We start from the raw sequence: 22,111 nt of genomic DNA, 5'->3' as shown, positions 1-22,111 counted from the left end.
GTAACTCCATTTTCATATTATAGGCTAGTTAGTATTTAATATTTCAAAACCCTATTTCATATATAGAATATCATATCCCATAGAAAAAGGAAAGAATTTCTAAAGAAAAAGCCCAGTGTAGAGGGTTTTATCACCTCTCAACACTAGACTCTTTTTTTATCTTAGTAATACTCCCCTTGACGATAATCCCATGAGTTAAAGGTATCTGACAAATGCATCATGATTTTATCAATGTCAAGCCCTTTACGGATAACAACTGGAGCTGGTGAGATTGAGCGAGCTCCTCCTTGTTCTGGGATGAGATTGCCGTCCTTATCGACCATAGAGACCATCACACCTTGCTCGTAGCGAGTTTCAATGGTTTTGTCAGGTTGGATGGATGCTACATAATCGTCAGCTTCGATGACAAGATCCACTGCTCCTTCGATACGTTCTCCGATTCCTTCGACCTTACCGCGGTTTCCTTTTCCAGATGGGTTTGCAGATGAGGCGTAGACCATCTTGCCTTCTTCCCAAAGTTTAGCAGCCAATTGTTCTCCTGCTTTCCCGAATTTAATGACAAAACAGCTAGTACCACGAACGTCTGTCATGAGTTCTTCACGACCATCACCGTAAGCTTTGAGTTTTTCAAAGGCCTCTGGTTTCCAAGGAAGGATACAACCGAGGAGGATATCTTCATCCCAATGTTTTTGGTAGAAGGCTTCAATTTCTGGATTGAGTTGTGCTAAAGCGCGAAGCTCATCCATGCTACCACAGAGGACAACTCCGGGTTTGTTACGGTTACGCTCTTTTGCTTCAAACTTACGTTCAAGTCCTGCCTTATCGCTCGTCATGATGATGTAACCAACTTTGGTAGGACAAACGATACATCCGCCCTCACCTTTTAAAATGTCATAGCCTTCTTGTGAAAGTGTTCCGTTCCATTGAATGTGTTTTGTCATAGTTCTATTTCCTTTTCTATTTTTATTCTATTCTTGCCAGTAAGCTGGGCGTTGTTTTTCATAGGCAGCAATCAAATCTTCATACTGCAAGGTGATACCAATATCATCCAAACCATTTAAGAGCTTGTGTTTCCATTCGCTATCGATTTCGAAAGTGAATTCTCCAACTGGTGAGATGATTTTCTGTTTTTCCAAGTCCACTGTTACCTGGTCAGTCGGTTTGAGCCGGGCTAGTTTCTCTCGAACCTCTCTGGGCTGGACAATGGGCAACATACCATTATTGAGTTCATTATTGTAATGAATGTCCCCAAAAGACCCTGCAATCACGACCTTAAAACCATAGTCGGCTAGAGCCCAAGCTGCGTGTTCTCTGGACGACCCTGCCCCAAAGTTATCCCCTGAGATAAGAATACTGGCTTTACGATATTCAGGCCGGTTAAAGACAAAGTCAGGATCCTCAGTATACTTATCGTCCAGATAACGCCAAGCATACATGAGGTACTTACCAAAGCCTTTCTTATCGATTAACTTGAGAAACTGCTTGGGAAGGATTTGGTCGGTGTCAATGTTATCATTCATGAGAGGAACGGTCGTTCCCGTATAAACTGTAAATTTCTCCATATCCTCTCCTTACTGGGCTTCTGGCATCTGCCGAACATCTACGAAACGCCCTGCAATAGCTGCCGCCGCTGCCATGGCTGGACTGCAAAGATGGGTTTTAGCACCAAATCCTTGTCTGTCTTCAAAGTTGCGGTTACTGGTTGAGGCACAGTGAACACCATCAGGGACCTTGTCAGGATTCATCCCTAGGCACATAGAGCAACCTGGGTCTCTCCACTCAAAGCCAGCATCCAGAAAGACCTTGTCCAAGCCCAACTTCTCAGCAGCTCGTTTAACAGGACGAGAACCTGGCACTACGATTGCTGTTAGATTGGGAGCAATCTTCTTCCCTTTGACAAATCGCGCAGCCAGCTGTAAATCGCTGAGACGAGCATTGGTACATGAACCGATAAAAATATAACCTAGTTCAATATCCGCTGGCTTTTGACCAGGCTCCAAGTTCATGTAATGATAAGCTCGTTCATCGTTCATATCCTTAATTTCTGGGAAGCTACTGTCAAAGTCAACCCCCATAGCAGGATTGGTTCCCCAAGTCACCATGGGAGCCAAGTCTGAGACATCCATCTGGATAACCTTATCATAGACAGCATCCTCATCACTGACAAGGGTTTTCCAGTCAGCAATCGCCTCCTCGAAAGCTTCTGGAACACATTCTCGTCCCTTGAGATAGTCATAGGTGGTCTGATCCGGATTCATAATCCCCATCTTAGAGCCAAACTCGATGGACATATTGCAGATGGTCATTCTCTCTTCCATGGTCAGAGCATCAACCGCTTCCCCACGATATTCCACCACATAGCCAACACCGCAGGCAACACCATACTTGGATATCAAGGCGAGGATAAAATCCTTGGAATAAACTCCTTTTTGAGGAACACCAGTGAATTCTACCAGCATTTTCTTGGGTTTGACCTGCCAGAGGGTCTGGGTGGCAAAGACATGCTCGACCTCACTGGTCCCAATCCCAAAGGCGATAGCTCCGAAAGCTCCGTGAGTAGCTGTGTGGCTATCTCCACAGACGATGAATTTCCCTGGTTGGGTCCGTCCTGTTTCTGGACCTACCATGTGAACGATTCCCTGCTTTTCAGAACCATGGGCCGCATGTTCAATACCAAACTCCTCAACATTTTCAGCGAGCTTATCAATTTGAGCCTTAGAAATAACATCTCGAATATCGTAGATATTGACGGTTGGAACATTATGATCAAAAGTTCCAAATGTCAAGTCTGGCCGTCTCAATCTGCGACCTGCATCTCGCAATCCTTGAAAAGCCTGAGGACTGGTCACCTCGTGGATATAGTGTTGATCCACATACATGAGTTGGGGCTGCCCCTCTTCTCCTGTGACGACATGACGATCCCATAGTTTATCAAAAATCGATTTTCCTGCCATCCATTACCTCCAAATGAAATATAGGGCTACTAGTGTGGTTACCATCCCAAGGAACCAAACCGTTTTAAAATACCATTTTCGAGTCTTGTGGTGAAAAGTCATTCCTGATAACCAAGCACCAAAACCACCACAGACAAGTGCTATAGTTAAGAGAATTTTCTCTGGTATCCGCCAAGCACCTCTCCTTGCCTTGGATTTGTCGATTCCATAAATCAAGAAAATCAGCAAATTCCAAATCAAGAGGGCAAGCGTGATTCCTTCATTTATCTTCATAATCTTTCAATGATGGCTTCTGTCATTTCCTTGGTCGAAGCCTGTCCTCCAATATCTCTCGTTAAAATTCCTGCTGCCAAACTGGCTTCTACAGCTTGTTCAATACGGCTTGCATCCTCATAACGTCCAAAGCTATCTCTCAACATCATAGCAACTGACAAAATCATGGAGATAGGGTTGGCAATTCCTTGACCTGCAATATCAGGCGCTGAACCGTGAATAGGCTCATAAAGACTTGGACCTTTTTCAGAATGACTAGCTGATGGCATGACTCCAAGTGTACCAGATAGAACACTTGATTCATCAGATAAGATATCTCCGAAGAGATTCTCTGTCACGATGACATCAAACTTAGCAGGATTGGTAATCATGAGCATGGCAGCTGAGTCCACCAACTGGTGCTCCAAGGTTACATCTGGGAAATCCTGCGCAACTTCCTCAGCCACTATTCGCCAGAGTTTTGATGTTGCTAGAACATTTTGCTTATCGATACTAGTAACGATTTTTCTGCGATTGCTTGCAATTTCAAAGGCCTTACGAATAATCCGCTCTACTTCCTCATAGCTGTAGTCGTTGATATCACGCGCTTTTCGCTCGTCAAGGATATGATCTCCAAAGTAAATCCCACCTGTCAACTCACGTACCACGACAAAGTCTACACCAGCAATTCGTTCCGGTTTGAGAGGTGATAAATGCTTAAGACTATCAAAGATTTTTACGGGGCGAATATTAGCATAGAGGTTGAGTTCCTTACGAAGAGCCAGCAAGCCTTGTTCAGGTCGAATCACTGTCCCATCATACTGGGGACTACCGATAGCTGCTAGGAGAATAGCATCTGCTTCTCTACATGCCTTGAGGGTTTCATCAGGTAAGGGATGCCCCGCAGCATCAATACCTGCACCCCCAAAGGGGCATCTGTCAATCTCATAGTCAAAACCTGTTTTTGAAGCTAGAGCTTCCAGAACCACTAAACCAGCTTCCATAATTTCTGGACCAATTCCATCCCCTGCTAGTGCTACTATTTTCTTTGTCATAGCCTTCTCCTTTACACACTAGGCATGTCTCGATAGGAAACGCTGCGCCCCATCTCACCAGCATTCTCTTTTTGAACAAAGGTATTGGCATTGATATAAGCAATCGCCGAAGCCTTCAATACATCGAAGTCAAGACCTGCCGCGTTAAAGATGGTCTCTGTATCTCTGTTTTCAACAGTAACCAAGACACGAGCTTGAGCATCAATTCCATCTGTCACAGCATCAATGGTATAGGACACCAAACGGACAGATTGGTTAAAGAACTTATCGATAGCATTAAAGATCGCTTCAACAGATCCTTGTCCTGTCGCATTGAACTCGACCTTCTCACCATCCATATTAGCCAGGCTAACAAGCGCTTCGATGTCATTGTCTGCATGAGTTTGAAGTTGTAAATCATCAAAGTGGAAGCCTTCTGGATTTTCAACCATGGTTCCAGCGACCAGCGCACGAATATCTGCATCAGTGATTTCTTGTTTCTTGTCCGCTAGTGCCTTGAACTTAGCAAAGAGTGGTTTGATATCCTCTTCTGTAAAATCTATGGCCAATTCTCTTAGTTTCTCAACGAAGGCATGGCGACCTGACAATTTTCCAAGCGGAAGACTATTACTCTTAACACCGACCAATTCAGGTGTGATGATTTCATAAGTGAGAGGGTTTTTAAGAACTCCATCTTGGTGAATACCCGATTCATGAGAGAAGGCATTGCCACCAACGACAGCCTTGTTTTTAGGAACTGGAATACCAGAGAAGCGAGAAACCATTTCTGACGTATTGATGGTTTCATTTAGGACAATACTTGTTTCTGCTTGGTAGTAATCTTGGCGAATATTGAGGGCCACTGCTATTTCTTCAAGGGCTGCATTACCGGCTCGCTCCCCGATACCATTGATGGTCCCTTCGACTCGTCCTGCACCATTCTTGACAGCAGAAAGGCTGTTAGCCACTGCCATTCCGAGGTCATCATGACAGTGAGGTGAATAGATAATCTGACGATTCGTCTTGACATTCTCAATCAAGTGTTTGAAAATAGCTCCGTACTCTTCTGGCGTGGTAAATCCAACCGTGTCAGGGATATTGATATAAGACGCACCTGCATCAACTGCTGTTTGAACGACTTGCAAGAGGAAATCCAACTCTGTCCTGGTCGCATCCTCTGGAGAAAATTCGACAATTTCAAACTTAGAACGTGCGTAAGAAACATGCTCCTTAATAGCTTCTAAAATCTCTTCCTTGCTCTTATTTAGCTTATACTTGCGGTGAATCGGACTGGTAGCGATAAAGACATGAACCTGTGGATACTTGGCATCCTTAAGCGCCTCGTAACAAGCATCTATATCAGACTTGACCGAACGTGCCAAACCAGTTACAGCAGTTTTCTTTAAGACCTTGGCAATTTCCTGAACTGCCAAAAATGAATCTGGACTCGCTGCCGGAAAACCAGCTTCGATGGCTGAAATACCCCATTTCTCCAGCTGTCTTGCGATGGCAACCTTTTCCTTGATTGAAAAATTAACACCTGGTGTCTGCTCACCATCACGGAGACTGGTGTCTAGAAACTCAACTCTACGCATAAGAATTCCCCCTTCAAAATTTCAGTATAGAAAAAACATCTCGCTCGGGAACCCAAGCGAGATGTTGATTTACTCCCGCTTGGTAAGCCAAACAGGACTAATGCTTCTGCACTAGCCCGAGTACCTCAACAACAAAGCAAATTGATTAAACTTAGCTGTTTTCATGTTTGACTTTCTCCTTCGTTTGATATCTTGTTTAGTATTTTAGCATAGCTAAAAACACTTGTCAAGAAAAAATCCATTATTTTCTGAAAATTTCTTCAGTAAAGAATATTTTGCTAATTGAAAGTATTTGAAAACTCAAGTAACTTTCCTTATTTTTTCACAGTCAAATTCCAACTTCTTTCGATGAGTTCTAACACTTCTTCATCTAGCAAACTATCATCAAGCGCCAGACTAATCCAGTAGCGTTTGTTCATATGAAAGGCTGGATAAATGCCTTTTTTTGAAAGCAAGTCAGCCACTTGATCGTGTTTGATATTGACTGCTTCGACTAGCCCTTCTCTGCCCTTTTCCAGCTTATCCCATGGGATTCTCATCATAACAGCATACCACTTCTTATTTCCTTCATGTCTTAACACTGCTGTATCAGGCGACTTTTCCCACAGATACTCCAACTGATTACCATACTTTTCCTGAACTTTAGACATGATTCGCTTAGTCTGAGGACAGATAAAATCCTGCACATCAAAGCAATCCTTCCGAATCTGGTAGAGAATCTCCAAACAAGCCTCGCGGACACTTCCTACAAAACTTCCCCGCATACTTTCCATATGTACTTGAGGATAGAGGTCACCCGTTTCCTGGTCAAAGACCTGAAAACTCACATTATCAGTAGTAATGGAGACTGTCATGAAAAAGTCACCCTGCAAAATCTGGCAACTGTAAGTCCAGACTTCCTCATTTTCTACAAAACCATAGGCATGGGCTTTTTCTTTATTAAACTGATAGGATTTAAAAATTTCAAACATAAGTTAAAACTGCTACCAAAAGCTAGCAGTTCCTTTCTATTTTTTAAAAGACAACCTTAGTTCCATGCAATTGTGTCACGCCCAGCTGGTCGATAAAGGTTTGACGGTTGTCAAGGTCAATCCCCCCACCTGGTAGAATTTCAATTTTACCAGCTGCATGTTCCAAAATTCTGTGGTAGTGAGCAAAACGTTTCTCTAGTGAGTCCCCAGACACACCAGCGCGAGTTAAGATACGAGTAACACCAGTTTGGCTTAGCCAGTCAATAGCCTCCAATTGCTCTTCATCACTCAATTCATCAAAGGCCATGTGAAAGACAATTTCCATCCCTTTAGATGCGGCAATCAGCTTCTCAAGATTAGCCTTATCCAACTTCTTATCGGCAGTCAATGCCCCAAAAACTACTCCTTGACTTCCAGCCTGAGCAGTCAAACGAATGTCTTCCAGCATAATTGCTATTTCAAGATCAGTATAGACAAAGTCGCCACCACGGGGACGAATCATGGTCATAATGGTGCTATCATAGTTAGCTGCCAGTTCAACAGCTGCCTTAGTCACTCCATAGCTTGGTGTTGTCCCACCAACTGCTAGATTATCACAAAGTTCGATTCGACGAGCTCCAGCCTGCATCGCTTTTTCAAGTAAGGTCACATTTTCAGCACAAAATTCGTAAATCATTTGATTCTCCTCGATGTTTTCTTTGAATTTATTATATCATATTATTTTAAATATGCTTTCATTTTTATCAAGGCAAATAACTACTATTTTTATCTATTCTTTGTCAGGAATGACTTTAAAGAGATAGTAGGTGATAAAGATGGTCAGGGCTCCCAAACCGATTTTAACAGGCAAAAGAGGGGCAAAATAAATAGAAATTCCCATCAAGATATAGATAGATACGATGATTTTTTTCTTGCGTTCTCGCGCGATTGACTTGGTTTCCCGAAAATCAGCTACATAGGTCTGATAGAGCTTGGTATGATAAAGCCAGTCTTCAAAACGCTTAGAAGATTTTGAAAAGCAAGCGATAGACAGCAAAAGAAAGGGAGTTGTTGGTAAGAGCGGCAGGACAACACCTACAAGAGCTAGAGCCAAAGAAATAAAACCAATACAGAAATAAATAATGCGCATAACTTCTCCTAGATAAATTACTCTTCCTCTAGTTTCGCACACAAGGGGGAAATTTGTCAAGCTCCAACCAAAAAGAGCCTGAAATTCATTTTCAGGACTCTACATTTTATTTGATCTTTTCCTCTTCGAAGTCGCCATTACTACATACAACCTGCTTGCCACCACCACGGACTTTTTTCTCCACAAGGAAGTGTCCGCATTTTGGACAGTCACGGCCAATTGGTTTGTCCCAAGAAGTAAATTCACATTCTGGGTAACGATTGCAACCATAGAAGATACGATTGCGCTTGGTTTTGCGTTCGATGATTTGTCCTTGATGACAGCTTGGACACTCGACACCAATCTCTTTGACAATTGCCTGAGTGTGACGACAGTCTGGGAAGTTGCTGCAAGCATAGAATTTACCAAAACGTCCTAGCTTAATCACCATCGGACTGCCACAAACTTCACAGTCAAATCCAGCTGGCTCATCCTTGATCTGGATTTTTTCCATTTCAGCTTCAGCCTTGGCCACTTCTTTAGAGAATGGTTTGTAAAAGGCGTCTATAACACGTTGCCACTGCTCTTTTCCAACTTCGACATCATCCAGTTTGCCTTCCATTTCAGCTGTAAAGGTCACGTTTACGATATCTGGGAAATATTCAACGATGAGTTTATTAACAATTTCTCCTAGTTCTGTCGGTTCAAAGCGTTTAGCTGCCAGACGAACGTAGTAACGTTTCTGAATGGTTTCAATGGTCGGAGCGTAGGTTGACGGACGTCCAACCCCATTTTCCTCCAAAGTCTTGATTAGTGTCGCTTCCGAATAGCGAGCAGGTGGTTGAGTGAAATGTTGCTCTGGCTTGCTATTGACCTGTTTGACCACATCTCCTACTGCCATATCTGGCAACATCTTGTTCTTGTCAGAGTCATTGTAAATAGCAAGATACCCATCAAACTTAACCTGACTACCATTTGCCGCAAACTGAACGCCATTTTGAGAAAGCTTAACAGCCATGGTATCAAAGATAGCTCCCGTCATCTGGCTAGCCACAAAACGGTTCCAGATAAGGGTATAAAGTTTGAGCTGGTCTTTGTCCAAGTACTTAGCGATGCTTTCAGGTGTGTTAAAGACACTAGATGGACGAATGGCTTCGTGAGCATCCTGAGCACCTGAGGCATTCTTGACCCTACTACCATGCTTGGAATACTTGCTACCAAAACGGTCGTTAATGTAGCTTGCCGCTTCGTTCTGAGCCACAGGACTGATACGAGTCGAGTCTGTACGCATATAGGTAATCAAACCTTGCACGCCTGATCCGATATTGATCCCTTCATAGAGCTGTTGGGCTACCATCATAGTCTTTCGAGTACGGAAATTGATTTTGTTAGCTGCATCCATTTGCATGGTTGAAGTCGTATACGGTAGGGGCGCATTGCGTTTGCGTTCTTTCTTATCTACCTGGTCTACTGTGAAATCTTTACTAGTCAAATGGGACAAGACTTCTTTGACTTCTTCGTTGGTGGTCAATTTCATCTTTTTGCCATTCATGCCATAGAATGAAGCCTGAAATTGCTTGGTTCCCTTCTTAAAGACACCATCAATTGTCCAGTATTCTTCTGGTTGGAAGGCATTGATTTCATTTTCACGGTCAATGATGAGCTTAAGGGCAACCGACTGCACGCGCCCTGCTGATAAGCCCTTCTTGACCTTTTTCCACAAAATTGGCGAAATCGAATACCCTACCAAGCGGTCTAAGACTCGACGAGCTTGTTGGGCGTCGACCAAGTCCATATCAATCTTACGCGGTTCTTTAAAGGCATTTTTTACTGCGTCTTTGGTGATTTCATTGAAGACCACACGGTTGGCATCATTCTCGTCCAAGTTGAGAATGTGAGCCAAATGCCAGGAAATTGCTTCTCCTTCACGGTCCGGGTCACTTGCCAGAAAGACTTTGTTAGCTTTTTTGGCTTCTTTTTTCAGATCATTGATGAGAGGACCTTTTCCACGAATATTGATATACTGCGGTTCATAGTTATTTTCAATATCGACTGACATACTGGATTTCTTCAAATCACGGATATGCCCGACACTGGCTAGAACCTTGTAGTTTCTGCCTAAATATTTCTCAATCGTTTTCGCCTTGGCAGGCGACTCCACGATAACTAGATTTTTCTTAACTGTTGATTTTTTCTTCTTTGTTGCCGTAGCCACACTATCACACCTTTTCAAAGTAATAAACTTTATAAAGTGTAAACCATTTTTCTATAGCTGTCAAGACTTAACTCCTATAGTATAGAAGAAAAGTTTATCTGAATGAACAATTTTTCCTTAAAATTCAAACTCAGCCAGCACATCTTGACCGCTGGTGACCAGTTTTGCTCCCTCTTGGATCAGGTGGTGACAGCCATCTGAATGGCCATCTAAAATGTTCCCTGGAATGGCAAAGACATCGCGCCCTTCCTCCATAGCACGCTCACAGGTGATGAGACTGCCCGAACGCATCCTTGCCTCTGCTACAATAACCCCACGACACAGTCCTGCTATGATACGATTTCGAGCTGGAAAATGAAATTTCAGAGGTTGCTCGCCAGGTCCATATTCACTGAGAACCAGATGGTCATTGCCAATGTAGTCTTGCAAACGTTTATTGGCTTTAGGATAAAACACATCCAAACCTGTTCCAATCACTGCAATGGTTTTTCCACCATTTTGGAGTGCAGCCATATGAGCAGCCGTATCAATCCCTTTGGCTAAACCACTGACCACGATTAACTCGTTTTCCAAACCTTGAATGACCCTCTGAACAGACTTTGCTCCTTGACTAGAACATGAACGACTCCCTACAACAGCAACCTTTGGAAACTTCAGCAAGTCTAGATTCCCTTTATAAAACAAGAGTGCTGGAGCATCATAAATCTCACTCAAATCCCAAGGATAACAGTCATCAAGAATCGAGAAGGATGGAAATTTTTGGAACTCCTTCTCCAACTGTGCATCATCTATCTGGAAATAGCGTTCCATAAAGACAGCAGGATTACGACACCCCGATAGTTCTGCAATATCACCTAGCAAGAGCTCCTGATCTACAGTCTCATCGTATTCAAGAACAGTTAAAATTTGTTGATTTGTCAGCCCAGCTTTTCTCAATTTGTAAATCTCATAGTTTGTGATCTTCATATACAACTCCATTTCTTTTTCTACTCATCTATCTATTCGTAAAAAAATAAAAAGAAGACCAAGGATCTTCTTTTTTTCATTTATTCAGATTTAGTAGTTGACCAGCTACTTTCAACCATCGGTAAGATTGTTTTTAAAGTTTCCCCATCCCCTTCAAGTGAAACATAGCGGATTTTACCATCATTTGATCGGAAAAACCAGGTAACGAGGTATTTCCCTGACTTAGCAATTGCATTGACAACATAGGCTTCATAACCTCCAATGGTCGATTTGGAGCCCCAAACCTTACTGAAATCAGAGCTTTGTTCTTTGGAAGTTAAAATACTAGATGAGACAGTCACAACATCCAGTTTAGCATACTCTTCTTCGCTGATATTAAACTGCTCAGCCTTAAAGGTATTTAGCGTAACAATGTTGATATCTGTTCCATCGCAATACTGTATATCATTTCCACCTTCTACTTCATGAAATCGAACCCATGATTTGGGTACCTTGACAAAACCATATTCATTCGAGCCGATGATTTGCGTCTCTTCCTTTTTCGCTTCGGAAACAGTAGAGCTAGAGCTACTCGTTTCCTGACTGCTAGAAGAACTAACAGCCGCAGTCGAACTTTCTTCGGTTGCTGTTTGCGATTTATTAGAGCATGAAGCTAGAAAAACACTAGCAGTAACAACAGTTCCTAAAATTAATAATTTTTTCATCCTACCACCTTTCCATCTGCATTATAAGAAAAATAAGAACTTCTGTCAAATTCTAACCTGATCTATTTTGTCAGTTGATGATTTTACTCGCTCTCATTTAAAGTAAAAACTCTTGAATAATCTTCAAGAGTTTTATTTCTATTCTTCATCCATGCTTAAGACGCTAAGGAAGGCTTCTTGTGGGACTTCTACTGATCCGATAGCTTTCATCCGTTTCTTACCTGCCTTTTGTTTTTCAAGGAGTTTGCGTTTACGAGAAACGTCACCACCGTAACACTTGGCAAGTACGTTCTTACGAAGGGCCTTGATATCAGTACGGGCCACAATCTTGTGCCCAATTGCTGCTTGAATTGGAACCTCAAATTGTTGACGAGGGATGATTTTTTTGAGCTTATCAACGATGAGTTTCCCACGTTCGTAGGCAAAATCCTTGTGAACGATAAAGCTGAGTGCATCCACCTTATCACCATTGAGAAGGATATCCATTTTCACCAGCTTAGATGGACGGTACTCTGACAATTCATAGTCAAAGCTTGCATAACCACGCGTCGAAGACTTAAGCTTATCAAAGAAGTCAAAGACGATTTCAGCAAGTGGGATTTGGTAGATAACATTGACACGATTGTCATCAATATAGTCCATGGTCACAAAGTCCCCACGTTTGCGTTGAGCCAATTCCATTACTGCCCCAACAAACTCCTGTGGTACCATGATTTGCGCCTTAACATACGGTTCTTCAATAGTCGCAATCTTGGTTGGATCTGGAAACTCTGATGGGTTAGAGACATCCATAGACTCACCGTCAGTTTGGTTAACCTTATAGATAACAGACGGAGCTGTCATGATGAGGTCAATATTGAACTCACGCTCCAAACGCTCTTGGATAACATCCATATGGAGAAGTCCAAGGAATCCACAACGGAAACCAAATCCCAGCGCCTGCGATGTTTCTGGTTCAAACTGCAAGCTGGCATCGTTGAGCTGCAATTTTTCTAGGGCTTCACGAAGGTCATTGTATTTATTTGACTCGATTGGGTAAAGTCCTGCAAAGACCATAGGATTCATCTGCTTGTAGCCATGTAATGGCTCTGCCGCAGGATTGGTTGCCAAGGTAACTGTATCACCCACACGAGTGTCTTGAACTGTCTTGATAGAAGCCGCAATATAACCAACGTCACCTGTCGCTAGGAAATCACGCCCTACTGCTTTCGGCGTGAAAATACCAACTTCCGTCACATCAAAGGTCTTGCCATTGCTCATGAGTTGAATCTTATCGCCAGGTTTGACAACTCCGTCCATGACACGAACTTGGAGGATAACCCCACGATAGGCATCATAAACTGAGTCAAAAATTAAGGCTTTGAGTGGCGCCGTCACATCACCCGTTGGCGCTGGCACTTTTTCTACGATTTGTTCGAGAATTTCTTCGATCCCAATACCAGCCTTAGCAGAAGCTAAGACCGCTTCGCTGGCATCCAGTCCAATGACATCCTCAATCTCTGTACGAACACGCTCTGGATCAGCTGCTGGTAGGTCAATCTTGTTAATGACGGGCAGAATTTCCAAATCATTATCCAATGCTAGATAAACGTTGGCAAGTGTTTGAGCCTCAATCCCTTGGGCCGCATCAACCACCAAGATCGCTCCTTCACAGGCAGCTAGCGAACGCGACACTTCATAGGTAAAGTCCACGTGCCCTGGCGTGTCAATCAAGTGGAAAATATAGGTCTCGCCATCTTTTGCAGTGTAATTGAGCTCGATAGCATTGAGTTTAATGGTAATCCCACGTTCCCGTTCTAGATCCATGCTATCCAGAAGCTGGGCCTGCATTTCACGGCTTGAAACCGTCTCTGTCTTTTCCAAAATTCGGTCTGCAAGCGTTGACTTCCCATGGTCAATATGGGCGATAATAGAGAAGTTTCTAATCTTCTCCTGTCGTTTCTTTAATTCTTCTAAGTTCATGCTGCTCTTCCTTTCAGGGTATCTATTAATTATAAATTGTTTTTAACATTTTGACAAGACCATACCCTGCTAGGAGTACTAATCTTCGGCAATAAAGCCATCATTTTCAATAAAGTGGTGTTCTGTCATTCCTTGGTCAGTAAAGACGATTCCATGAAGGACACCACCATAGACAGCTCCTCCATCCATACCAATCTTGCCATCATCTGTTATCCAAAGCTCAGCTGTACCTCGGTCTTGCTTGAGCAAACCATAAACCGGTGTATGCCCAAAGACAATAGTTTTCCCAGTATGATTGGCCGCTTCGTGGAATGGTTTTCTGAGCCAGACTTTCTTGTAATCTGTGGTTTCATGCCAATCATCCAAGGTCAAATCAATACCAGCATGAACAAAGATATACTTGTCTGTCTCAACAACAAAAGGCATTTGACGAATAAAATCGACTAAATCGGTTGCTTCCGTCTCGACGCGTTTAGCGTCTTCAACAGCATCCACAGGTGCATCCAAGGGACGACCTAGGATTGAGTTAATGGTTGTATCACCACCATTGCGACGATAGTGGTCATAGCTTTCTTCAGGATTGTCCAACCAAGTCAAAAACATATACTCGTGGTTTCCTGATAGACAGATAGCCCCTTGATTGTCCACCAAGTCCTTGACCATTTCTAGAACACGGCGACTATCTTCACCTCGGTCAATCAAATCCCCTAGAAAAAGCAACTGGGTGTGACCATCCCATGTTTTGAGAAGGTCTTCCAGCATACCCGCTTTTCCATGGACATCTCCAATTACATAATAGTCTGTCATTTATTTCTCCCTCGTTTGCAATAATTCTCTCGCTTGGGTAAGGGCTGCTTGGGTTACATTCTCTCCTGCCAACATCTTAGCGACTTCCTCTACTCGCTCTTCTAAAGTCAAAAGGCGAACCGTCGACACCGTTGATTGCTCATCACTAATCTTCTCAATAAAGAATTGATAGTCCGCGATGGCAATCACTTGTGGAAGGTGAGAAATAGCAAGAACCTGACCATGCTGACCAATCTTATGAATCTTTTGAGCAATGGCTTGGGCCACACGACCTGAAACTCCCGTATCCACCTCATCAAAGACAATACTAGTCTTGCCTTCTTTACGAGAAAAGGCGGATTTAATAGCTAGCATGAGGCGAGACAGTTCTCCTCCAGACGCCACCTTGACCAAAGGTTTAAAGTCTTCACCTGGGTTGGTAGAAATGAAAAACTCGACCGTTTCATTCCCCTCACGACTAAATTTACCCTTGCTAAAACGAACCTGGAACTGCGCCTTCTCCATATAGAGGTCTTGCAGTTCTTGTTTAATCTCTGCTTCAAGCTGCTGGGCCAAGTCATGGCGAGCAGATGCAAGCTGACCTGCCAAACCAACAAGATTAATTTCCAATTTCTTGAGCTCTGCTTCCATGTCTTCGGAAGAAAGATTATTACCCGTCAAGAGATTATACTCATCTGTAATCTTAGCAAAATAAAGCAAGACATCGTCTACAGTCCCACCATACTTGCGGGTAATAGTATTCAGAAGGTCTAAACGATTTTCGACCTGCATGAGGCGATTGCCATCAAAATCCAAGTCCTCAATAATATCTTCCAAACGCTTTGTAATATCTTCTAAAACATAGTAGGTCTCAGACAGAGAACTTGAAATTTCACGGTATTCAGGATCATATTCTTCAACACTTTCCATGTCATTCATGGCTGAACGGACATTAGCAAGACTGGAGAATTCCTCATTGTCCAACATAGTGTAGGCATTGGTTAGCGTATCCGCAATATTTTTATGATTGAGGAGTTTATCTCGTTCTTGGTTGAGAGCCAAGTCTTCTCCAGCCTGCAAATTAGCCGCCTCAATCTCTGCCATTTGAAATTCCAACATTTCGATACGTGCCTTGTGTTCCTGCTGGTTTTTCTTGACTTCCAGAACCTGCTTGCGCATTTTGCGATAGGCATCAAAGCTCGTCTGATAGGTCTCCTTCAAGTCCAAGAAAGTAGCATCACCAAACTCATCCAACATCTGAATGTGCAGTTGAGGACGCATTAACTCCTCTTGGTCATGCTGACCATGGATATCCACAAGGTGTTGCCCAATGGCACGCAAGACAGAAAGATTGACCATCTGACCATTCACGCGACTAACACTACGACCATTTTGCAAAATTTCCCGGCGGATGATAATCTCATCACCCATTTCCAAACCTTGCTCTTCAAAAAGTTCCTGTAAAAGGCGACTATTTTCAACCGAAAAAAGTCCTTCAATCTCTGCCTTTGGCGCACCGTGACGAATAACGTCTGTCGTTGCACGAGCCCCCAACATGAGATTCATAGCGTCGATAATAATAGACTTTCCAGCACCCGTTTCCCCGGTTAAAACAGTCATACCCTTTTCAAAATTGAGGGAAATCGCCTCAATAATGGCAAAGTTTTTTATCGAAATTTCAAGTAACATACTGACCTACCATTTTTTGACTTGTTCAACAATTTCTTCAGCCGCCTCTGCTGTTCTAGCTACAATTAAGATAGAATCATCATCAGCTAGACAGCTAAAAATCTGTTCAGAGAATGCCTCAACCAACTGACTCTTCACAAAAATAGTATTTCCAGGAATGACAGAAAGGTTGATCATATTTCCCATTAACTCAGAACTCACAATATTGTCCTCAGCCAACTGCAAACTCTTAACAATTGATTTTGGCAATTCATAGATATAAGTGTTGTTTTTCAAAGGAATTTTAACAATCCCAAGCTCCTTGATGTCCCTTGAGACAGTGGCTTGAGTAGCAGAAATACCTGCTTCCCTCAAGTACTCAACAATTTCTTCCTGAGTCCCAATCTGATAATCCGTAACAAATCTTCTAATTTTTTCAAGTCTCTCTTTTTTATTCATCTTTAAATTCTCTATGTGCTCTCTCTACAACTTTTTCTATTTCGGGGGCAACTTGATTGCTTGCTCCCTCTTCCTTTTTTAAATATGCCAAAAATTCGATGTTTCCATGTCCTCCTTGGATTGGTGAATAGTCTAATCCAAGCACTGAAAAACCTTGTTCAACTGCCATAGCAGTGACAGATTCAAGGACAGTTTGATGAACCTTGGCATCGCGAATGATTCCATTTTTCCCGATTTGCTCACGACCTGCTTCAAACTGAGGTTTGACAAGTGCTACCACCTGCCCTTGATCTGCTAAGACACGGTGCAAGGCGGGTAAAATCAGACTGAGGGAAATGAAACTCACATCAATACTGGCAAAGCTCGGCTCCTTTTCGAAATCAGTCTTTTCAGCATAACGAAAATTAAACTGCTCCATGCTGACAACCCGTGGGTCTTGGCGTAATTTCCAAGCCAACTGATTGGTGCCAACATCGACTGCAAAGACTAACTCAGCACCATTTTGCAGCATGACATCGGTAAAGCCTCCGGTAGAAGCACCAATATCAATCGTGGTTGCTCCCTCCACTGACAAATCAAAGGCCTGCAAGGCTTTTTCTAATTTTAAACCACCACGGCTGACATACTTGAGTTTTTCACCTTTGAGTTTTAGCTCAGTGTCATCTGGGATTTTCTCTCCTGGTTTGTCAAAACGCTCCCCATTGAGGACTGCCACAACCAGACCTGCCATGACGCCACGCTTGGCTTGTTCGCGTGTTTCAAACAAGCCCTGTTTATAAGCTAGTACATCCACTCTTTCCTTAGCCATTGATTCTCAAACTTTCTACTACTTTCACAATCGGCTCCGTTTCAAAGCTGACTTCTTGGGCAATTTCTTCTAATTTAGCCTCGGCTTGATCAAGAGTTTGGTTACAAAAGGCAATAGCCTCCTCCAAGCCCAACAAGGCTGGGTAGGTTGACTTTTCTGCCTGCAAATCCTTTTGTGGAGTCTTCCCGATTTCCTCAAAACTAGCTGTCACATCCAGCACATCATCTCGAACTTGAAAGGCCAGCCCAATCAATTCACCAACCGTTTTCAATTTTGCTTGGATTTCTGGTGCTAATTCAGCTATGATAGCAGCTGCTTGGAAAGGATAGGCAAGTAACTTACCTGTTTTATTAGCATGAATGGTCTGAAGTTCTTCCAAAGACAAATGTTGGTGTTCACCTTCCATATCTAAAACCTGCCCTGCAACCATTCCCAGACTTCCTGAAGCAAGGGATAAGTTGACAATCAAGTCCACCTTGATCTGATTTGGCAAATCTGCCTGCGCTATCAAGGCGTAAGGATCTAGGAACAAAGCATCTCCAGCTAAAATGGCCATTGCCTCGCCAAATTTCTTATGATTGGTCAAGCGTCCCCGACGATAATCGTCGTCATCCATAGCTGGAAGGTCATCGTGAATCAAGCTTCCTGTATGAATCATTTCCAAGGCCGCTGCCACTTGAGCATACGCTGGTCTAATAACAACTTGCAGGGATTCCAGAACTTCTAACAAGAGAAAAGGCCGAATACGCTTGCCACCAGCATGAATGGAATAGAGAACAGCTTCTCGTAAACTAGAAGCAAACTGCTGGTCTCCATAAAAATCTTCCAAAGCCGACTCGACAAGAGCTAATTTTTCTTGCTTCTTCATTCAAAATCACTTTCTGTTCCGTCTTCTTGCATGACCTTGACCAAGGTCTTTTCAGCCTTGTCCAGCGTCGCTTGGAGTTCTTTTGACAAGACCATTCCCTTTTGAAAGGCCGCAATTGCATCTTCCAGAGCTATTTCACCATTTTCCAAACTTTGGACAATGGTCTCCAGTTCTGCTAGATTTTCCTCAAATTTCTTTTGTTTTGACATCTTTAACCTCTAATTCTACCTGACCATCTCGCATCAAAAGCGTAACTTGGTCTTTTTTCTTCAACTTCTCAACCGAATCCACAACCGTCTCTTCTTTTTTGAGAATAGCATAGCCACGCGCGACAATTCGGCTAGTATCCAACATCAACAAGGCTTCTGAAAGTCGCTTGACTTCCGCAACCTTGGCATCATAAACCAGAGCCATTTGGCTACGGAGGAGCTTGTCCAACTGACCTAACCGGTCCTGATAGCGTTGGATTTTGGTAACAGGTGATAATTGGACTAGTTGATGCGTCCTTGCTTGGACTAGCTGGTTGCTATCAGAAATCCGTGTTCGCAAACTTTGTTTTAAGCGCAGTTGCAGCTGGTCCAAGCGTTGCAAATAGCCGTCATACAAGCGCTCTGGCTGTCTAAAGATAACAGACTGACTGCATTTTTTCAGAGCTTCTTTTTTTCTTGACAGGACATTTTGTACAGCTGTCGCCATCCGTTTTTCCTGATTTTGCAAATGAGCTAATACATCCAACTTGGTTACGGGTGTTGCCAGTTCTGCTGCAGCCGTTGGCGTTGCTGCCCGACGATCCGCTACAAAGTCTGCCAAGGTCACATCCGTCTCATGCCCCACACTAGAAATGATTGGCAAGCGGGATTCAAAAATAGCCCGTACCACAATCTCTTCGTTAAAGGCCCAGAGATCCTCGATAGAACCCCCACCACGACCAATAATGAGGACGTCTAGATCCTCACGCTGATTGGCACGAGCAATATTCCGTGCTATTTCCTCAGCAGCTCCATCTCCTTGAACCCTGGTCGGATAGAGAAGAATATCGACACCTGGGAACCGTCTACTCACGGTTGTGATGATATCTCGAATAACGGCTCCACTACGACTGGTTACTACACCAATTCTCTTAGCAAACTGGGGAAGAGGTTGCTTGAAGCGTTCTTGAAATAAACCTTCTTCTGTCAGTTTTTTTTTGAGTTGTTCAAACTGAATCGCGAGCGCCCCAACCCCATCAGGTTCAGCCTTCTCAATGATGATAGAGTAGCTCCCACTCGGTTCATAAACCTGAACACGCCCAATCACATTGATCTTCATCCCTTCTTCCAGGTCGAAACCTAATTTCTGATAGATCCCTGACCAGATGGTTGCTTGAATAACTGCATGGTCATCTTTTAAGGAGAAATATTGGTGAGTAGGTCGTTTACGAAAGTTGGAAACTTGACCAGTTAAATAGACCCGTTCCAAGTAAGGGTCTTTATCGAATTTCATTTTCAGATACTTGGTCAAAGTTGTTACCGATAAATACTTTTCCATCTCCACCTACTATTCATTTTCTTGCTTTTCCATGGGTATTATTATACCAAAAATATGCTTAAAAATCTCCTTTTGCATACCGAAACGAAAGGAAAAATAGAAAAAGGAGGCTAGGCCTCCTCATCTTATTATTTACTGTTACGAGCTTCTTCCAAAATCTTAGAAATCTTGGTTGTCAAAAGGTCAATAGCGACTGTATTGCTAGCACCTTCAGGAATAATGATATCCGCATAACGCTTGGTTGGCTCGATGAACTGGTGATACATGGGTTTCACCACACCCAGATATTGATCAATCACACTATCCAAACTACGGCCACGCTCTTCCATGTCCCGCTTAATCCGACGAATAATACGCACATCATCATCCGTATCCACAAAAATCTTGATATCCATCAAATCGCGCAGACGCTTGTCCTCCAAGACCAAAATTCCCTCAACGATAAAGACATCTTGAGGCTCTTGACGATAGGTTTTGTTGCTCCGAGTATGTTCAGTATAGTCATAAGTCGGAATGTCCACTGGACGCCCTGCCAACAATTCCTTAATTTGCTCGATCATCAGGTCTGTATCAAAGGCAAATGGATGATCGTAGTTGGTTTTGACACGCTCTTCAAAGGTCAAATGAGATTGGTCCTTGTAGTATGAATCATGCTCAATCATGGCAATCTTCTCATCAAGAAAATGAGATAAAATGGCCTTTGAAACACTAGTCTTACCACCACCAGAACCACCTGTCACTCCGATAATGATTGGTCTATTTTGCATGCTATCCTCCGTTTATTTATCCGTCGTCTATTCTATCACATTTTTTACAAAATTTATAGTATGGTTTTGGGTACTCGTCTAATAAATTTCAATAGAAAGCTTATTATCTACTTTGATTAACGAAACAAAAAGACTTTGCAATTTTTAATAATAAGGTTTGATATCTATAACCAATTTTGTATAATCCATATATGCATTTTTTCTAAGAATATCTCTTACTTCTTATTAAATTGCCGAGGTACGCTTTACTATTTCCTTCACTTATTTTTGATTCATCTCTTCCAATTTTTTATTATTCTCAACTTCGTTTTCTTCTACTATTTTGAGTTTCACCTTAAATAACAATTATAGAAGCACAATCTTCCCTGAAATGATCAAAACTTTTTCCACTTTCTAAATAGTATTTTACGATTTCTTCGATTAAGCGTTTTTTTCTTAACCTATCTTCTAAGCATTTTTTACTTAACTTATCTTCATCTTCATGAAATAATTTAGGAAATTCAATAGGAAGCCCTTGTTTTTTAATCTGTTGGTAATAGACAATGAGGTCTTCTTTGTTATTTTTAAAAAACATTTCTAAATCCGTCATTGTTTCTACTTCGTTCATTTCATTCTGAAATTCTTGATTTGAAAAAGCAATATATTGAGAAGGCTGACGACGTTTGTTTATCTCCTCATTTAATTTATAAATAACAGAAATATCATTATCTATTATTTCTGTTAAATACTTACATATTTTAAATCCAAAATAATTTTGATCAAACCAATACTTAGATTCAATCTTTTCAAATTCACTACTTTTGCTATATGTATCAAATAGATATTCTATGTATGACTTTAAAATAGACTTTGTTAAAGTTATTGGATTATTTGCTAATATAGTCAAAATCTTTTGAAACTCTAACCTTATTCTATGATTATATGTTTTTTCAATATTATAGTTATTAATGAAATTTTGAATACGTTTATCCATAGGATTGTCTTGATAGTGAAATTTAATATTTGGTTGAAAAGTCTCATCAGAATCATTAAAGTTTACCTCAATATAATCCTCAATATCAAACTCTTCAAAGTAAGGGTTAATTTCACTTTCTTCCTTTGTGAAAGACCTTTTACTATGTTTAGAGGTATTGCACTCCCCACAACATTTGACTAGATTAATTGGTAAAATTGCAAGCCTAGGTTCACCAAGTTTTCGATCATCATTCTCTTTCTCACTCTTAGGCATAATATGTTCGAGTGTTACTTTAGTTGAAAACACACCTTCACAAATAGGACAAATTGCTTGATTATAGGTATTTTTTACAACTGCGAATTTTTGAAATAGACCTTTTGAGGATGGTCGAACATACGTACCATACCATTTTGAATCAATCTCACACTGTGACTGAATTAGATCAACGTCTAATTCATACAATGAACCTATACTAGCTTTACTTTCATATTCTCTATCTAATTCTGTTAAAA

The 22,111-nt window shown here is 42.0% G+C and carries 22 protein-coding genes; all 22 read right to left on the bottom strand.

Annotation, left to right across the window (positions count from 1 at the left end; all coding sequences use genetic code 11):
* Positions 1-161: 161 nt before the first annotated feature.
* Positions 162-941, bottom strand: a complete 780-nt coding sequence (locus HMPREF9189_RS05655) for an L-threonylcarbamoyladenylate synthase (protein ID WP_000160508.1) — start codon at positions 939-941, stop codon at positions 162-164.
* Between the two features lie 27 nt (positions 942-968).
* On the bottom strand, positions 969-1,562 hold the full coding sequence (leuD, locus tag HMPREF9189_RS05650) for a 3-isopropylmalate dehydratase small subunit (protein ID WP_000410626.1): 594 nt from the start codon (positions 1,560-1,562) through the stop codon (positions 969-971).
* Between the two features lie 9 nt (positions 1,563-1,571).
* On the bottom strand, positions 1,572-2,954 hold the full coding sequence (gene leuC, locus HMPREF9189_RS05645) for a 3-isopropylmalate dehydratase large subunit (RefSeq protein WP_000907584.1): 1,383 nt from the start codon (positions 2,952-2,954) through the stop codon (positions 1,572-1,574).
* A gap of 3 nt (positions 2,955-2,957) precedes the next feature.
* Positions 2,958-3,227 (bottom strand): DUF1294 domain-containing protein, encoded by a 270-nt coding sequence (locus HMPREF9189_RS05640; RefSeq protein ID WP_000700088.1) that lies wholly within the window; start codon positions 3,225-3,227, stop codon positions 2,958-2,960.
* Positions 3,224-4,261, bottom strand: a complete 1,038-nt coding sequence (gene leuB / locus HMPREF9189_RS05635; RefSeq protein ID WP_000162533.1) for a 3-isopropylmalate dehydrogenase — start codon at positions 4,259-4,261, stop codon at positions 3,224-3,226. Before leuB ends, HMPREF9189_RS05640 begins: the two co-directional genes overlap by 4 nt.
* An 11-nt stretch (positions 4,262-4,272) precedes the next feature.
* The gene (locus tag HMPREF9189_RS05630) at positions 4,273-5,835 is read right to left on the bottom strand and encodes a 2-isopropylmalate synthase (protein WP_001255108.1); all 1,563 of its coding nucleotides are present in this window, start codon (positions 5,833-5,835) and stop codon (positions 4,273-4,275) included.
* Between the two features lie 314 nt (positions 5,836-6,149).
* Positions 6,150-6,806, bottom strand: coding sequence for an MmcQ/YjbR family DNA-binding protein (locus tag HMPREF9189_RS05625; protein WP_000461561.1), 657 nt, complete (start codon positions 6,804-6,806; stop codon positions 6,150-6,152).
* Between the two features lie 43 nt (positions 6,807-6,849).
* Entirely contained in the window at positions 6,850-7,482 is a 633-nt protein-coding gene (locus tag HMPREF9189_RS05620; RefSeq protein WP_000638773.1) for a copper homeostasis protein CutC, read from the bottom strand.
* Positions 7,483-7,575: 93 nt separating this feature from the next.
* Positions 7,576-7,935: a YbaN family protein gene (locus HMPREF9189_RS05615; protein ID WP_001220344.1), complete on the bottom strand. Its 360-nt coding sequence runs from the start codon at positions 7,933-7,935 to the stop codon at positions 7,576-7,578.
* Positions 7,936-8,041: 106 nt separating this feature from the next.
* Positions 8,042-10,129: a type I DNA topoisomerase gene (gene topA, locus HMPREF9189_RS05610; protein ID WP_000179669.1), complete on the bottom strand. Its 2,088-nt coding sequence runs from the start codon at positions 10,127-10,129 to the stop codon at positions 8,042-8,044.
* 117 nt (positions 10,130-10,246) lie between these two features.
* Positions 10,247-11,095 carry a DNA-processing protein DprA gene (gene dprA, locus HMPREF9189_RS05605; RefSeq protein WP_000705341.1) on the bottom strand — a complete coding sequence of 283 codons (849 nt, stop codon included), beginning with the start codon at positions 11,093-11,095 and terminating at the stop codon, positions 10,247-10,249.
* Between the two features lie 80 nt (positions 11,096-11,175).
* Positions 11,176-11,799, bottom strand: a complete 624-nt coding sequence (locus HMPREF9189_RS05600) for a hypothetical protein (protein ID WP_000734763.1) — start codon at positions 11,797-11,799, stop codon at positions 11,176-11,178.
* Between the two features lie 138 nt (positions 11,800-11,937).
* Positions 11,938-13,761 carry a translation elongation factor 4 gene (gene lepA, locus HMPREF9189_RS05595; protein WP_001047200.1) on the bottom strand — a complete coding sequence of 608 codons (1,824 nt, stop codon included), beginning with the start codon at positions 13,759-13,761 and terminating at the stop codon, positions 11,938-11,940.
* A 78-nt stretch (positions 13,762-13,839) separates the two neighbouring features.
* Positions 13,840-14,568 carry a metallophosphoesterase family protein gene (locus HMPREF9189_RS05590; RefSeq protein WP_000133323.1) on the bottom strand — a complete coding sequence of 243 codons (729 nt, stop codon included), beginning with the start codon at positions 14,566-14,568 and terminating at the stop codon, positions 13,840-13,842.
* Positions 14,569-16,236: a DNA repair protein RecN gene (recN, locus tag HMPREF9189_RS05585; protein WP_000923556.1), complete on the bottom strand. Its 1,668-nt coding sequence runs from the start codon at positions 16,234-16,236 to the stop codon at positions 14,569-14,571.
* 6 nt (positions 16,237-16,242) lie between these two features.
* Positions 16,243-16,674, bottom strand: coding sequence for an arginine repressor (locus tag HMPREF9189_RS05580; RefSeq protein WP_001034409.1), 432 nt, complete (start codon positions 16,672-16,674; stop codon positions 16,243-16,245).
* Positions 16,667-17,482 (bottom strand): TlyA family RNA methyltransferase, encoded by an 816-nt coding sequence (locus tag HMPREF9189_RS05575; RefSeq protein WP_001041054.1) that lies wholly within the window; start codon positions 17,480-17,482, stop codon positions 16,667-16,669. The genes HMPREF9189_RS05580 and HMPREF9189_RS05575 overlap by 8 nt, the downstream gene beginning before the upstream one ends.
* Positions 17,475-18,350 carry a polyprenyl synthetase family protein gene (locus tag HMPREF9189_RS05570; RefSeq protein WP_000743793.1) on the bottom strand — a complete coding sequence of 292 codons (876 nt, stop codon included), beginning with the start codon at positions 18,348-18,350 and terminating at the stop codon, positions 17,475-17,477. Before HMPREF9189_RS05570 ends, HMPREF9189_RS05575 begins: the two co-directional genes overlap by 8 nt.
* Positions 18,347-18,559 carry an exodeoxyribonuclease VII small subunit gene (locus HMPREF9189_RS05565; RefSeq protein ID WP_000043226.1) on the bottom strand — a complete coding sequence of 71 codons (213 nt, stop codon included), beginning with the start codon at positions 18,557-18,559 and terminating at the stop codon, positions 18,347-18,349. The genes HMPREF9189_RS05570 and HMPREF9189_RS05565 overlap by 4 nt, the downstream gene beginning before the upstream one ends.
* Complete coding sequence (gene xseA, locus HMPREF9189_RS05560) at positions 18,537-19,877, bottom strand: exodeoxyribonuclease VII large subunit (RefSeq protein WP_000417477.1); 1,341 nt, start codon at positions 19,875-19,877, stop codon at positions 18,537-18,539. The genes HMPREF9189_RS05565 and xseA overlap by 23 nt, the downstream gene beginning before the upstream one ends.
* A gap of 128 nt (positions 19,878-20,005) precedes the next feature.
* The gene (gene udk / locus HMPREF9189_RS05555; protein ID WP_001181363.1) at positions 20,006-20,644 is read right to left on the bottom strand and encodes a uridine kinase; all 639 of its coding nucleotides are present in this window, start codon (positions 20,642-20,644) and stop codon (positions 20,006-20,008) included.
* 334 nt (positions 20,645-20,978) lie between these two features.
* Entirely contained in the window at positions 20,979-22,061 is a 1,083-nt protein-coding gene (locus HMPREF9189_RS05550) for an HNH endonuclease signature motif containing protein (protein ID WP_000273111.1), read from the bottom strand.
* Positions 22,062-22,111: the final 50 nt, after the last annotated feature.

It is taken from the genome of Streptococcus sp. oral taxon 071 str. 73H25AP (genome assembly GCF_000146755.1).
GTDB classification, from domain to species: Bacteria; Bacillota; Bacilli; order Lactobacillales; family Streptococcaceae; genus Streptococcus; species Streptococcus oralis_T.
Note: the sequence above shows the minus strand (reverse complement) of the source record. Positions and strands in the feature narration are given on the sequence as shown.

Bases quoted from the DNA above. Each gene is read 5' to 3' on its own strand.
- HMPREF9189_RS05655 (WP_000160508.1), bottom strand. From the start codon at position 941: ATGACAAAACACATTCAATGGAACGGAACACTTTCACAAGAAGGCTAT.
- leuD (WP_000410626.1), bottom strand. From the start codon at position 1,562: ATGGAGAAATTTACAGTTTATACGGGAACGACCGTTCCTCTCATGAAT.
- leuC (WP_000907584.1), bottom strand. From the start codon at position 2,954: ATGGCAGGAAAATCGATTTTTGATAAACTATGGGATCGTCATGTCGTC.
- HMPREF9189_RS05640 (WP_000700088.1), bottom strand. From the start codon at position 3,227: ATGAAGATAAATGAAGGAATCACGCTTGCCCTCTTGATTTGGAATTTG.
- leuB (WP_000162533.1), bottom strand. From the start codon at position 4,261: ATGACAAAGAAAATAGTAGCACTAGCAGGGGATGGAATTGGTCCAGAA.
- HMPREF9189_RS05630 (WP_001255108.1), bottom strand. From the start codon at position 5,835: ATGCGTAGAGTTGAGTTTCTAGACACCAGTCTCCGTGATGGTGAGCAG.
- HMPREF9189_RS05625 (WP_000461561.1), bottom strand. From the start codon at position 6,806: ATGTTTGAAATTTTTAAATCCTATCAGTTTAATAAAGAAAAAGCCCAT.
- HMPREF9189_RS05620 (WP_000638773.1), bottom strand. From the start codon at position 7,482: ATGATTTACGAATTTTGTGCTGAAAATGTGACCTTACTTGAAAAAGCG.
- HMPREF9189_RS05615 (WP_001220344.1), bottom strand. From the start codon at position 7,935: ATGCGCATTATTTATTTCTGTATTGGTTTTATTTCTTTGGCTCTAGCT.
- dprA (WP_000705341.1), bottom strand. From the start codon at position 11,095: ATGAAGATCACAAACTATGAGATTTACAAATTGAGAAAAGCTGGGCTG.
- HMPREF9189_RS05600 (WP_000734763.1), bottom strand. From the start codon at position 11,799: ATGAAAAAATTATTAATTTTAGGAACTGTTGTTACTGCTAGTGTTTTT.
- lepA (WP_001047200.1), bottom strand. From the start codon at position 13,761: ATGAACTTAGAAGAATTAAAGAAACGACAGGAGAAGATTAGAAACTTC.
- HMPREF9189_RS05590 (WP_000133323.1), bottom strand. From the start codon at position 14,568: ATGACAGACTATTATGTAATTGGAGATGTCCATGGAAAAGCGGGTATG.
- recN (WP_000923556.1), bottom strand. From the start codon at position 16,236: ATGTTACTTGAAATTTCGATAAAAAACTTTGCCATTATTGAGGCGATT.
- HMPREF9189_RS05580 (WP_001034409.1), bottom strand. From the start codon at position 16,674: ATGAATAAAAAAGAGAGACTTGAAAAAATTAGAAGATTTGTTACGGAT.
- HMPREF9189_RS05575 (WP_001041054.1), bottom strand. From the start codon at position 17,482: ATGGCTAAGGAAAGAGTGGATGTACTAGCTTATAAACAGGGCTTGTTT.
- HMPREF9189_RS05570 (WP_000743793.1), bottom strand. From the start codon at position 18,350: ATGAAGAAGCAAGAAAAATTAGCTCTTGTCGAGTCGGCTTTGGAAGAT.
- HMPREF9189_RS05565 (WP_000043226.1), bottom strand. From the start codon at position 18,559: ATGTCAAAACAAAAGAAATTTGAGGAAAATCTAGCAGAACTGGAGACC.
- xseA (WP_000417477.1), bottom strand. From the start codon at position 19,877: ATGGAAAAGTATTTATCGGTAACAACTTTGACCAAGTATCTGAAAATG.
- udk (WP_001181363.1), bottom strand. From the start codon at position 20,644: ATGCAAAATAGACCAATCATTATCGGAGTGACAGGTGGTTCTGGTGGT.